Source organism: Liquorilactobacillus mali, assembly GCF_001437155.1.
Classification (GTDB): Bacteria; Bacillota; Bacilli; order Lactobacillales; family Lactobacillaceae; genus Liquorilactobacillus; species Liquorilactobacillus mali_A.
Window position 1 is genome coordinate 26,308 of record NZ_JQAR01000013.1, and the last position, 13,632, is coordinate 39,939.

The 13,632-nt window shown below is 36.8% G+C and carries 12 protein-coding genes; 6 read left to right on the top strand and 6 right to left on the bottom strand.

Going from position 1 to position 13,632, the window contains the following annotated elements; genetic code table 11:
- Positions 1-372: 372 nt before the first annotated feature.
- A complete protein-coding gene (locus IV36_RS06780; RefSeq protein ID WP_056991448.1) occupies positions 373-1,455 on the top strand; it encodes an Ldh family oxidoreductase in 1,083 nt (360 codons plus the stop codon).
- A gap of 243 nt (positions 1,456-1,698) precedes the next feature.
- On the opposite strand, the gene IV36_RS06785 is transcribed toward IV36_RS06780, so the two are convergent.
- Together IV36_RS06785 and IV36_RS06790 are read right to left on the bottom strand one after the other, a co-directional pair.
- The gene (locus tag IV36_RS06785; RefSeq protein ID WP_056991449.1) at positions 1,699-2,712 is read right to left on the bottom strand and encodes a lipoate--protein ligase; all 1,014 of its coding nucleotides are present in this window, start codon (positions 2,710-2,712) and stop codon (positions 1,699-1,701) included.
- Entirely contained in the window at positions 2,709-3,116 is a 408-nt protein-coding gene (locus IV36_RS06790) for an OsmC family protein (RefSeq protein ID WP_056991450.1), read from the bottom strand. Before IV36_RS06790 ends, IV36_RS06785 begins: the two co-directional genes overlap by 4 nt.
- A gap of 370 nt (positions 3,117-3,486) precedes the next feature.
- Here IV36_RS06790 and IV36_RS06795 point away from each other — a divergent pair, with 370 nt between their 5' ends.
- The 3 genes from IV36_RS06795 to IV36_RS06805 are packed head-to-tail and all read left to right on the top strand — an operon-like array spanning position 3,487 to position 8,574.
- A complete protein-coding gene (locus tag IV36_RS06795) occupies positions 3,487-5,163 on the top strand; it encodes a glycosyltransferase family protein (RefSeq protein ID WP_056991451.1) in 1,677 nt (558 codons plus the stop codon).
- On the top strand, positions 5,127-6,866 hold the full coding sequence (locus tag IV36_RS06800) for a 6-pyruvoyl-tetrahydropterin synthase-related protein (RefSeq protein ID WP_056991452.1): 1,740 nt from the start codon (positions 5,127-5,129) through the stop codon (positions 6,864-6,866). The genes IV36_RS06795 and IV36_RS06800 overlap by 37 nt, the downstream gene beginning before the upstream one ends.
- On the top strand, positions 6,859-8,574 hold the full coding sequence (locus tag IV36_RS06805; protein WP_056991453.1) for a glycosyltransferase family protein: 1,716 nt from the start codon (positions 6,859-6,861) through the stop codon (positions 8,572-8,574). The genes IV36_RS06800 and IV36_RS06805 overlap by 8 nt, the downstream gene beginning before the upstream one ends.
- 142 nt (positions 8,575-8,716) lie before the next feature.
- Here the strand turns inward: IV36_RS06805 and IV36_RS06810 are convergent, their stop codons facing one another.
- Positions 8,717-9,322: a DedA family protein gene (locus tag IV36_RS06810; protein WP_056991454.1), complete on the bottom strand. Its 606-nt coding sequence runs from the start codon at positions 9,320-9,322 to the stop codon at positions 8,717-8,719.
- 143 nt (positions 9,323-9,465) lie between these two features.
- On the opposite strand from IV36_RS06810, the gene IV36_RS06815 reads away from it, so the two are divergent.
- The gene (locus IV36_RS06815) at positions 9,466-10,299 is read left to right on the top strand and encodes a hypothetical protein (RefSeq protein ID WP_056991455.1); all 834 of its coding nucleotides are present in this window, start codon (positions 9,466-9,468) and stop codon (positions 10,297-10,299) included.
- Positions 10,300-10,432: 133 nt separating this feature from the next.
- On the opposite strand, the gene IV36_RS06820 is transcribed toward IV36_RS06815, so the two are convergent.
- Together IV36_RS06820 and IV36_RS06825 are read right to left on the bottom strand one after the other, a co-directional pair.
- Positions 10,433-11,038, bottom strand: coding sequence for a histidine phosphatase family protein (locus tag IV36_RS06820; protein ID WP_056991456.1), 606 nt, complete (start codon positions 11,036-11,038; stop codon positions 10,433-10,435).
- A 28-nt stretch (positions 11,039-11,066) separates the two neighbouring features.
- Complete coding sequence (locus tag IV36_RS06825) at positions 11,067-11,792, bottom strand: GntR family transcriptional regulator (protein WP_056991457.1); 726 nt, start codon at positions 11,790-11,792, stop codon at positions 11,067-11,069.
- A gap of 236 nt (positions 11,793-12,028) precedes the next feature.
- Here IV36_RS06825 and galE point away from each other — a divergent pair, with 236 nt between their 5' ends.
- On the top strand, positions 12,029-13,024 hold the full coding sequence (gene galE / locus IV36_RS06830) for a UDP-glucose 4-epimerase GalE (protein WP_056991458.1): 996 nt from the start codon (positions 12,029-12,031) through the stop codon (positions 13,022-13,024).
- A gap of 102 nt (positions 13,025-13,126) precedes the next feature.
- Here the strand turns inward: galE and IV36_RS06835 are convergent, their stop codons facing one another.
- Complete coding sequence (locus IV36_RS06835; protein WP_056991459.1) at positions 13,127-13,429, bottom strand: hypothetical protein; 303 nt, start codon at positions 13,427-13,429, stop codon at positions 13,127-13,129.
- Positions 13,430-13,632: the final 203 nt, after the last annotated feature.

Below are 13,632 nucleotides of genomic sequence, written 5' to 3' on the forward strand. Positions count from 1 at the left end.
GTAGTCTTGTCAGTTATAGCATGAAGAAACGTAATTTCGCATTTTTTCGCGATTGACAACGATTGGAATTTGGTTTTTAATAATCGTAAGAAACTATTGAGAAGAGATTCGGTTTCGTTACCTAAAAGAAAGCACCGGTAGCTGAAAAGGTGCAGGTAACGACTGATGAAAATGAACTCAAATTACTGTTGGGTGGTGCAAGCTGTTCGACCGGTGAAATCCGTTATCATTTTTGACAATCTATGTCACCGAGATTTATCAGATGATAAATGAAGAGCAAGTGGTACCACGGTCGACCCGTCTTGCACTATGAGAATAGTGTTGGGCGGCTTTTTTGTTTGTTGTTTAAAAATAAAGAAAGAAGTGTTTTTTATGCGAATTACTGCTGCAGCTGAAACTGAATTTTTAGAAAAAGTCTTTCAAAAAGCCGGGTTTTCTGCTACTGATGGATCCTTACTAGCCGATACCCTAGTAGATGCCGATTTAAGAGGAATTTCTTCTCATGGGATTCAACGACTTGATTGGTATATTCGAATGGTTCAGGATGGGACCATTAAACCACAGAATCAAGTCAAGATTTTAAAAGAGACCGATACCAGTATGTTGCTTGATGCTAATGGAAATATGGGACAGATTGCCTCTGCTTTAGCGATCAATAGCTTGATTAAAAAAGCCAAAACTACTAACGTTGCTATGGCGGTTATCCGCAACTCAAATCATTTTGGAACTGCAGGGTATTATTCTCGCTTGGCTGCCCAAGCCGGTTTAATTGGTATTTCAACTACTAATACGCGACCGCTTGTTGTACCAACCAATGCAATCGAAGCCTTTTTGGGTTCAAATGCTTTTGCCTTTACCTTCCCGGCTGATCCGCATCCCTTTGTTTTTGATGGAGCTACATCAAGTGTTTCTAGCGGTAAAATTATGGTGCTTGCAAAAAATCAAAAACCAATTTCAGGCGAATGGGCAGTTGATCGTGAGCGAAACATCATCCACGATTCTAAAAAAGCCGCTGAAATTTTATCTGAAGTCGCCTTTACTGAGCACCAGTCCGGCGGTGGGGTATTAACTCTTGGTGGCAATAAGGAAGAAAATTCAAATTACAAAGGCTTTGGTAACTCGCTAGTCGTTGAATTGCTAACGGGAATATTAGCACAAGGTTCAATTTCGGCCGATACTAATACTGGCAAGCATGATTTCAGTCAATTCTTTATGGTTATCAATCCAGCCTTCTTTGGCGATTTGGCAACTTTGAAGGCTAATGCTGAGAAAATGTTTGAGCGTATTCGAAATCTGGATCACATTCCAGGAACCCATATTATGATTCCTGGTGACCGTGAATATCGTAACTACGATTATAATTCAGAGCATGGTGTAGTTATCGATCCGAAAACCACCCAAGAAATTACCGCAATTGCTGAAAAATTTGCGATTGAATTGCCACAAGCACTTTAAAAGTAATATACAAAAGAGCCACAATTACACTGAATCTACAAAAAGTTCAAGACTGAGTCAGATCAAAAACTACATTTTGATCGGGCTTTTTTCTTGAACTCAGATAAACGTGTTTCATAATTTAAAATTCTCCGTCTAACTTCGAATTACTTATAGTAAAAATAGTGACTTCCAAAATCCAACTTTTTTGGAAGTCACTATTTTTATCAATTTATGGTACACGCCCTCTGCTTTTTTGTGCAGTTATTCTTGCCGTACCAGCAAATCAATAATTGACTGGTGCTCAATCTTACCAAAATAGGGCTGTAACTCCACATTAGTCAACGCTTGCGTGATTGCTTGACATTCATAACGGACGCCAATTAATTTTGCGGCAAACTGTTTAACATCAGCCTGACCTAAAAAGTCGCCATAGACTTGCAGATAACTGATACAGCCATGTTCAATCTGCAAGCGAAAGTCAATCGTTCCTTGAGTAAAATGCTGGCGCTGCTGAATTGCAGCCAGTGGGGAACTTCCATAGACCCAATTCCAATTGCTGAAAAATTTTTCATTGATAGCATTAACAGCTTGCCTGGCAGTATCATCTAAAAGATATTCGTTAGCTTGCTTCAAATCGTCTACTTGTAAGATTTTTTGTGCCAGCGTATCACGAAAGTCTTCAATTGTTAGCTGCTGATATTCTGGAGTGAAAAACGGTTTGAGGTTGGTAACCCGGCTATGAACCGACTTAATTCCCTTAGCTGCAATCTTATCTTGCGGTACATTCAATGCTTTTTCAATGATACTTAAATCAACATCATACATCAATGTTCCATGAGAAAACATCCGTCCGTGCTGCAGCCGCATAGCATTACCTGAAAACTTTTTACCATCAATCTGCAAGTCATTCCTACCAACTAGTTTTGCCCCAGTTGCTCCCATTTCATGTAAAGCGGTGATTACCGGCGCAGTAAACTTTGAAAAGTCGCCATTGGAATGACCATCATCCTTAGTAATAAAACTAAAACTAACATTTCCTAGGTCATCAAAGACTGCACCACCGCCAGAAGTGCGCCTAGTAACAATTATCTGTTGCTGGCGGACGTATTCCAAATTCACTTCTTCGTAAACATTTTGATTGCGGCCAAGGATAATACAGGGAGAGTTAATGTAAAAATACAGAATTGGTTCCTGCAAATCAGAGTGTTCCAGTAAATATGTTTCCAAAGCTAAATTATAGCGAATATCTCGCTGATCAGTTACCAAGTACTTCATTTGAATTCCCCCTCAAAGCCAAATTCATCAACTAATTCAACGCTGACATTTGAATTGCTAATTAGTAATTTAGCAACTGGACAGCGTTGTTCGCAAATTGCTAAAATTTCTTGTGTTTCTTGTCGGTTCACTTGGGGCAGTCTAACCTGCGCACGCAGCCAAAATTGAAATCCTTGATAGTCGCGGCCCATGTCGACTGCTACCCGAACAACAGCTTGATGCGACAGATTCCGTCGCTTTTCCTCTGCTTCAAGCGTGGCATTCAGACATGTTGCTAGTGCTGCTCCAAGCAATTGCTCGGGGTTAGTCCCAGGGACAGCTTTCAAGGGGCTGCTCGTTAATTGATTAAATTCACCGCCGGTTAGTGAACGGACATGGCCAGCAATCCCAGCTTTATTTTCAATTTCGGTATGATAGAGTTATTTTTTTCCATAAAAGCTTCACCTCGATATAATGATTTCGGTTACATTCGACATTATTATATCAAATTTATTTATATTCAGCTTAATTTTTTCACTGCAGATGTGAAATAGTGCAGCCAATTCCTTTTTGTTGCTGAGTCTACTAGACAAAAAGAGTAGTTACTGACAAACAGTAATAAAAATGACAGGTTCTTAAAGAATATTTATTCAAATAATCGTTGAAAGTTCATAAAACGTTCATAAAATCAATGATATATTGGCTTATCTTTATAATCGAATAGCATTTTTGTTAATGGCATAATACATCCCTGTATTACTGGAAAATACAAAAAAAGTGAAAAGGATACGGTTCATGATTATCTATAAGCACATTAGGAAATGGCAAAGAGTATATGTTATACTTCTTTTTTTTATTTTAGCAATCATCACAACAGTTCCTGCCTTTTTAGGCGATTATTTTAAAGTTACTTATGATGGCGGAGTTCATTTAACGAGGTGGGAGGCAGTTTATCAGGCACTAAAGCATGGAAAATTACCAGTATTGGTTAATTTTATTGGATTCCAAGGAATCTCAAATGCATATACAGGTCTTTATCCTTGGGTTACAAGTCTGCTCTTTATTTTACCGCGCTTTATTTTTACCGCTAACCCGATTGCAGCATTGTTTTGCGGTTTTGTATTATTGAATTTTTTGACACAAATTGCAGCCTATTTTATGATGCGTGAATTTACAGCTAGTAAACTGATTAATTTAGTGGGTGTGTGTTTCTACCAGTTCAGTGCATATCACATGGGGATAATGTTTGCCCGCAATGCAATGGGGGAAGCGATAGCGTACGCAATTTTACCGGTGGTGCTGACTGGTTGTCTCAGAATCTGGAGACGTGAAAGATGGGGCGGGCTTGTTCTTGGAGCGGGAATGGGGGCGTTGATAAATACCCATATTTTGTCAGTGTTAATCGTTTGTACGCTGCTAACAATCGCAGAAGTTGTACGAGTTTTCACAAGGAAAATTAATTTAGGTGAACTGCACCTTTTCTGTATGGCTGTTGGAATTGCTGTGTTGACCAGTCTATATACAATCGTCAATATTTTGACACTGTATATGAATAATAGGAATATAAATACTCCAGGTCATGGCTTATCTCCTGTAGGTGGTTGGCAAGTACTGCAAGCCTTGTTTGCTAATAGTATTGAAGATACGCCAATCATTTTTAATATTGGCTTAGTTGAAACGGGAATGCTGATATTTTTAGGAATAATGATGTTAGTCAAACACAGTGGCAACTGGCGTTTTTGGACAATGATTGCCTTAGGAATATTTTTCTGTACATTAAGCTGGCTGCCACTCCAAAAAAGTATTTTTGTTAATTCTTTTTTTGGCAATATTCAGTTTTTAGGGAGAATGCTTGCTTTTGTATCGCTCTTTCTTGCTGTAAGTGTAACTGTGTTCTTTGAAGAAAACAAAGTTTTAGATAACAATAAAATCGTTTTATCTGTCTTGTTAATCCCACTAGTATTAATGAGTATCTCTGCGGTATACAGCTATCATATAACGAAGAATGATGACCCAACTCGCTACTATATCAGCACATCGAAAGAGTACAAGAAATTGGTGAACAAGCAGGCAACTGGTGGTGATTATATTATTAATTATTCACAAGTTAAAGGCAAAGTCAGTACGGTAGCAAATCTAAAAAAGATAGAGAAATATAATAGCCTGAGCTTTGATTTTAATAATACAAGTCAAAACAAGAAGGAACGTAATTTCTTATTAGTTATATATAAGGGCTTGAGTTATCATATCAGTGTAAATCATAAAAAAGTAAACGCAAGTGCTCCAATTTTTAGAACAATCTTAAAGCCAGGAATAAACCATATTAAGATTAGTATGGCTGCAGGAATAAGGGAGTATTTGACATTCAGCATAATGTTATTAAGCAATATCATTGTTTTTTATATTTTATTGTTTAGAGGAAAGGGTATTAGAATATGCGGCAAAAAAGAATTTTTCAAAAAGCAGCACTAGTTGTATTATTTGCAGCGTTATCTCTTGTATATGTTGCGCTAGCATGGCATACCAAGACTATCTTAGTCGGGGATGATCGAATATTCCATATGGAGAGATTGGAAGAAGCATACAAGGACATAAGCAACGGTCATTTTATTTCGATGATTTCAACGTATAGTTTTGGAAAAGTTGGGCAAGCAATTAACACTTACTATCCTTGGGGAAATCTATTATTTTATGTGCCAATTAGAGTTTTTTTGAAGAATCCGATTACGGCCTATTACATCTATCTGGTATTAGAGCAGTTTTTAGGTTTAGTTTTAGCATATGTGTTTGCACATCGGTTGATGAAAAGAAAAGATGCAGCCATTGTTTTTTCAATTCTGCTTCGTTTTTCAGTATATATCATGTTTAATGATTTTGGCAGAGCTGATATTGGTGAGGCTTGGGCGTTTGTCTTTGTACCATTAGCATTTTTAGGATTATATCAGCTTTTAAAAGGGAATTACTACTATGGATCAATCTATCTTGTACTAGGGCTAAGTGCTGAAATGTATTGTCATATTTTGACTACCGTATTTACAATCGGATTGTTATTAGTAATGTATTTATTAACATTCAAGTATCAGACGGAAAAGAAAAACGTTTTGATAACGAGCCTGATTAGTGCAGCCTTATTCGTGTTATCAACGGCCGCCGTGACTATCCCTATTATTCGTCAGTTAAGTGTCCACACGGTCGTACCAACAGCATCGTTTTTCACTGAAAAAGAAATTAGTTTTAATAGTTTGGTTTCTCTATCATTCGGCAATACCTTGGGACAAGGATTACCAAATGTTGGACTGGCAATCCTTGTAATTGCCTTGGTAGGTTTTATTGGTTTAAAGAACAGTAATTTATGGGAGACATACTCGTATATTTTAGGTGTATTGCTGTTGGTATGCAGTACCCTATTGTTTCCATGGTATATATTTAAAAATACACCGGTTGCACATATTCAGTTCATGTGGCGCTTATTACCGTTTGCAACCTTCTTTCTTGCCCTGTATGGCTCTGCCAAGATATGCAGTCTATATTCTTGGCGATTCAATGGCTTCAAATTAGTTATTTTAAATATTTCTCTTGTGGTGCTAGCATTGGGATCGATTGAGGGTTTTATAACTACGCAATCCAAAAATAATGCGATAGCAAAAACTGCAACCAACTTTATGGTGCCTTATGCGTACCGATTAAACGCAAAAGGGTATTTAAATTCATTGTCACTAAATCAAGCAGCAGCGGAATCAGCTCGATATGAGGATTATGTCCCATACGCAGCCAACACAGTTAGAGAAAAGGTTTTTAATCATCAGGTTATTGTAAATGAACATAAGTATTATTTAAGTGCTAGTTCAATCGTCTCGGGGTATCAGCAAGTAACATATAGTATTGATAATTTGGAGAATAAGAGCTCTAGGATCGTCCTCCCTTTTTTTATCTACAACTCGAAAGACTATGTGGCTTATGTCAATGGTAAGGAAACACCACTTCATGCAAGTAAACATTCTTTGGCACTTGTTTATGTAAAGAATAAGCGCAGCGCGACGATAACAGTCAAATATCAGACGCCAGTGTTATATCTTGTTGCCAGATTGATATCTGGAACAATAATCTTGCTGCTGGTGTTTGGGATGATCTATCTAAAACTGAAAAGGATGAAGAAGAGTGGTCAAAATGAATAAAGCTTCAAATACACAAAAACAATTATACGCAATCTTAATTTGTCTAGTAGCAAGTGTAGTGGTTATGGTACCTTATTTCTGTGCCAATTCTCTCCATGCAGGAGTGGACATGTCATTTCACCTTAATCGAATATATGATTTGGCACAGAATATTAAACATGGCAAGCTTTTCTCATACATCGAGACTTACGCAATGAATCAGGTAGGAACACCGATTAATATGGTATATGGTGTTTTGCCTGTTTATCCATTGGCGTTAGCCTTGTTAGTGATTAGTGACCCCATTTTGGCAATCTATGTTGGATGGTGTTCAATAGTATTTATATCAATGCTTATTTCGTATTTCTGTGGCCTAAAATATTGGTATGGCAATAAAAAGAAAGCCCTAATTTTTTCTTTTGTCTATGTTTTATCAGCATATAATTTTAGTTGGATGTTTCTAACCTTTGATGTTGGTCAAACTGCGGGATATATCTTCTTACCGTTAATTGGATACGGAACGTACAGTATCTTTTTTAGGAAAAAGGCAGAATGGCTCTTGCTAGCATTTGGTATGACGGGTGTTATTTATTCACATATATTGAGTTTCTTGATGTACTTAGTTGTAGTAATGTTAATTATTGCAATTGCATTATTTACAGCCAGCAATTTTTGGCGAAAGTTGAAATATATTGTTTATGCAGGGATTGCGACACTACTAATGACTTCATTTTACTGGGGTACATTGTTTACAATATATACAAGTAATCACCTTTTCATCACCAAGTCCGGTACGCTTTCAACAGCGGGTACAGGTTTAGGAGACGCCATAATAAATGCGTTAAATAATGATGAATCAGTGGGAACTTTGCTGGTAATAACGACTATTATGGGGCTATTCTTATGGAAAAAGCAGAGTGTTACTAATAGAATTATTGGCATGATTGGTGTCATTTTTTTTATTGCAACGACAAGTGTTTTTGAATCAATTTGGAATTTCGTCAATAAGACACCGATTGTTGTTCTTCAATGGACTGGCAGAATTTTGTGTATCTCGAATTTCTTTCTAGCAATATTTGCTGTTGAGACACTTTGGATTCTTATCTCAAAGACAAAATATGTTCAGCGCTGGACGATGGTTGTCTTTGCGCTAGTTGTAATCTCATTATTAAGCACCTCGTATAGTTTCTTAAACACACGTACAACTCAGACTGTAATTGACTATAAACCTAGCAGTGAAAAAACATTGCCCTTTTCAAATTATCAAATAACTTCAAAACGGGGTTTTAATTATATGGTGAAAGGCTTTAATGAAGGGGTAGGTTCCATTGATTATTGGCCATATACAAGCATGAAAAAGTACATGGTTGAGATTCAAGAACACGTGGCCTTGATAGGTGGGCAAAAGCAAAAGATTACACCACATAGTATTTCAAATGGAATTATTTATAAAATATATGCCTCTAAAAATAATGTGTCCGCAGATTTGCCTTTTTTGAATTATAATTCATATCTAGTTACTATTAACGGGAAAAAGGCCGCTTATACCAAAACAAAGCGTAACACAATTGGTGTGGTGTTAAAGAAGGGCAACAATAAGATTAGCATAGTATACAAAACTTCAGTTATTATTAAAATAGCCGAATTTGTTTCATGGATTACCGTGGTAATATTAGTTCTTCCTAAAATTATCAAAGGCCTAAAAAATTATAAAAAAATAGACAAATAAAAGAAAGGAGAGTGTGCCATAAGTCGGGGAATTGTGAAACACGTTTATACGGAATAAATAAAGCAACTGAATCAAAAGTTAAATTTAGATTCAGCTGCTTTATTTTGGTGTTTTTGGATAAATGTATTTCTGAAACTTTATGTTACACTTTTTTCTTATAGATAAAGTAGCCTAAAATAAATAGTGCAGCTAACACTACTAGTGAAATCTTGCCATAAGATTCAATTATGTTAATTACGTGTGGCCATGCATGACCAGCCATCCGCCCAACAAAGATCAACACAGTATTCCAAACGAGTGTGCCAAGGGTTGAAAAAACAACGAAACGTCCAAGAGGATAGTCAGACATTCCAGCTGGAATTGAGATTAGACTGCGAATAACTGGAACGAACCTTCCAAAGAAGACTGCAGAATTGCCATGGCGTTTAAAAAAAGCTGCGGCACGTTCTAAATCTGCAGGCTTGAAATGCAGTATTTTACCAATGCGTCCTGCTAGAATTCGTTCTAAGCGTTCGACGGAAATAATCTTGCCAAAAAAATATAAAATTAAGGCACCAATTAGAGCACCAATTGTCGCTGCAATGATGCTGCCAACAATATTTAATTTACTAGAAAGGGTCATGAAACCAGTAAATCCTAGAATTACCTCTGAGGGAATCGGGGGAAAGATATTTTCAAGTGCAAGCAACAAGGCAATCCCAAAATAACCATAATCGTTAATAATCTCTGTTAATAAGGATGAATTCATAGACACTCCTATTTTTTCTTCTAATTCTACATAAATAATATTAAAAGGTCAAAGCAGATGAAGTAACAAAGAGAATAGTCACATAATAACCAAGAAAAAATGTTATAATTGCAGTTAACGAATTGAAAGCGAGGAATTGGTCGATGGGCAAGAAAGCTTGGCTTATAATCACTTTGGTTATTGCAGTGATTTTTATAGGCTATGGTTACACAAAACATGTTGAGACCACACAATATTACAATAATGCTATGAATGCAGGCGAACAAACTATCAGTGATGCTAGCTACCATCGAGCTGAGAATCAATTTCGTAATGCATTAAAGAAGAAACCAAATGATAGCTCTGCAAGTGCACATTTGGAACAATTAGAAGAATATCAAAAGGGCTTAGCTGCGATAAAAAGTCAAGATTATAGCAAGGCAATTGCAAATTTTAAAAAGGTGACCACGATAAGTAATGGGTCACAAACACTATTACTTAGGGCAGTTTCTAAAAAAGTTGAGCTTAAAGAAGTTGTACACGAGCTTAAAATTTTCAATAAGACATATAAGCGAGCAAAGGTCTTAGCGACCAACTATGAGTACACAGCTTCAAATACAAAGCTGGCTGTGATCTTGGGTTATGGGAATATTACACAGTCTTATTATCAGGATATTAGGAAAAAGGCACGTAACTTAGAACGCAGTAATAATCAAGTCCTTGCTCGCCTGGGGTATAACGTTTCAAGTGCAGATGAGGCAAGTGAAAAGAAAACTGCAACAGACATTTTGCCAACTATTTCTTCTTCACCAAGAGAAAGCTCATCTTCTGCAAACTCAAGGAAAATTACCAGTGTACAAATTAAGCAGGCACGCAAAGAAATTGCTAGTCAAGGAATTGATGTCAAGGCGTTTAGCGATGCGGACGTCAAAGAAGTGATTGAACACGCACGTGAACAAAATATGTCTGTGAGTGAGGTTGCGCGCGAGTTTAAATAGGTAACTGTTGAAAAAAACCAAAATTTTTTAGAAAGATAGTGTTAGATACAGGAATTTGGCCTATTGGATATATGTATCTAAATAAAAAGAGCCAAGTCAGACGTTAAATTTTGACTTGGTTCCAGTAAGTGTCTTATTCTGTTAAGTCCCTATTGAAGTACACAAGGGTGCGTGTTGAAGACGTCAATTCGATTTTTGTTAAGCCAGCATTGTCTGGTTCGTTCAATGAGCTTAGATTACTAATTCCTAAAACAGCATTCAACAGTAATTTAATTGTGAATCCATGACTTGCAATCAAAATATCTTGTGTTGGATATTTTGCCGCAAGCTCGGTAAGAAAACCATTTAGTTTTGCAGTGATTGATGCAAAATCATCACCATGGGAAATTTCTTCGGAACCTGGCAGCAGGTTCTTTTTTTCATCGAAAAATTCGGCAAAGCGGCGATGTATATCAGTAACTTTTTGGCCATCCCAATCACCATAATCGAATTCCTTTAGACGTTCATCAAAAATTGTAGTGGTTTTAGGTGCGATGATTGCGGCGGTTTGAGCCGCTCGCAGTAATGGACTTGCAAAAACTAAGTCAAAATGCAGCATCTTTTTTTCAAAGGCATCGCGGACATGTTTTGCTTGAACTTGTCCTTTTTCAGATAAGGGCGTATCGATTAGGCTTCCTTGAAGTATGCCTGCTGCATTTGCTTCACTTTGACCATGGCGCATGATATAAAGAGTCGTCATTATGTACCTCCAGAAAGAATTAAGAATTTTAATTTACAGAAACAAAAGAATTGAATTTCAAGTACTTATAATGGAATCGCATATGTGAAAATTCAAAGGGAGTTCCATCATCAAGGAAGAATATTCCCTCCATGATACCAGTAGGCTCAGTCGGTGACAGGCCCAACAATTCCTGATCATTTTTGGTCGAGGGTTCGGCAAAGACGGAAAGGAATGACTTAGTGACTGATTGATGATGGTTTTCTTGCAAGTAATTGAAAATTGAACTTTCGATTGTTGATTTAGTTAATTCAGGAACTATTCTAATTGGAATATATCCTGTTTCAATCATAAAAGGTTGATCTTCGAATAGTCGCAGCCGGACGATTTTGTACACAAAGTCATCATGTGACAAGAATAGGTCACGTCGCAATTCATGATTAGGCTTGATGACTTCAAAAGAAATAACTTTGATTTTTGGACTCTGACCATTCATCTTAAAGTTATCGGTGACACCTAGATTAGAACCTTCCTCATAATTAAAGACGGATTCATTTTTTAGATACAATGGATTGATAAAGGTTCCAGCACCACGTTTCCGAAAAATAATGCCGTCACTAGCCATACGATTAAGTGCCCGTTTGATCGAACTGCGGCTTACGTCGTACTGTTCACTGAGGGAGCGTTCATCAGGTAGGCGCAAGTCTGGGAAATTTCCTGCAAATATTTTCTTTTTTAAATCGGTAATTAATTGCTTATATACTAGTTCTGACATAGGATTGCCCCTTCTTAAGTTCTAAATAATAGTTAAGCACAAGTTAATAAAAACAACAAGCCCAGATAGGTGATCACATGGAAGTACTTATGATTTTTGGTAAAAGATTACATTTTAGTATTAATTAACAATTTAGCAAGCATTACTGGTAAAATAGTTGAGAGAGACTAATAGTCTTCCAAATACAAATGAAACAAAGGTGTGATAATAGTCACACTCCTCAAGGAGGAATAAACATGGCAATTTTAGTTTTAGGTGGTGCTGGGTACATAGGCTCACATACTGTAGATCGTTTAGTTGAACGTGGAACAGAAACTGTTGTTGTAGATAGTCTGATAACAGGGCATCGTGCAGCCGTCAATGATAAGGCAAAGTTTTACAAAGGAGACATTGCAGACCGTGATTTTATGCGTAAGGTTTTCAAAGAAAATCCTGCGATTGATGCAGTTATTCATTTTGCGGCCTTCTCAGTGGTTCCAGAATCTATGAAGAATCCACTTAAATATTTTGATAACAATACTTCAGGGATGATTAAATTATTAGAAGTTATGGTTGAAGCTGGTGTTAAGAAGATTGTCTTTTCTTCAACTGCTGCGACTTATGGAACTCCAGAGAGAACCCCAATTAAGGAAACTGATCCGCAAAAGCCTATCAATCCTTATGGTGAAAGTAAGTTGGCAATGGAAAAAATCATGCACTGGACAGACCTTGCTAATGGAATAAAATTTGTTGCATTGCGTTACTTCAATGTTGCAGGTGCAAAACCAGATGGCAGTATTGGAGAAGACCATAATCCAGAAACTCATTTGTTGCCAATCGTTTTGCAGGTGGCTGCAGGGACACGTGAGAAATTGCAGATTTTTGGTAATGACTACAATACTCCAGATGGTACTAACGTCCGTGATTATGTACATCCGTTCGATTTGGCAGACGCTCATATTCTAGCGGTGGAGTATCTTGAAAAGGGCAACGACAGCACTGCTTTCAATTTAGGTTCTTCAACGGGATTTTCAAATATGGAAATCTTGAAAGCTGCTCGTGATGTAACCAAAAAAGAAATTCCAGCAGAAATCGCACCAAGACGTGGTGGGGATCCTGATACATTAATTGCAGCATCAGACAAAGCACGTAAGATTTTGGGATGGAAACCACAATTTGATGATATCCACAAGATCATTGAGACCGCATGGAAGTGGCATTCAACACATCCAAATGGTTATAATGATAAGTAAGAGATAAAAAAAGCATTACTGTTCAGCTACCAAGCCGAGCAGTAATGCTTTTTTGATGATGTCAAACATCGAATTCAAGAGTCATGAATTTAATATTAGAAATTAAAGAGCTTCGATTAAATCAGCAGCCTCATCAGGTGATAATGGAAGATAGTCCAAGCCAATGACATTTTCATCCAGAACAAGCTTGAAGTTCCCATCTAATTTGTCAACTAGTGAGTGTAAGTTGTTAAGTTGTTCTGACTCAAAACGATTAAACGAAAAATTACGCTTGTTCTTCATAGTGTTCTCAAGTTCCTTGCAGAAAATAACATCCAAGAAATGTCCGTTTTTTTGGTTAGATAGGCGCCATTCAGTATCTTTTTCAACACGTGCTTCTGTTTTTTCTATTACTGTATTATTCATAATGAATCCTCCTTGTAGATTCCGTTGAACATAAGAATGATAACTATAAAGTATCACTAAAAAAATATTTTTACAACAAAAAAACTCAAATAATTAAAAATTGGTATTGTTAATTAAATGTGGATACTTATAAGCATAATCAAGGGTTTTCAAGTGTATTCGAGCATTTGCTGAAAATTGGTATTTGTTATAATATGGGGTAT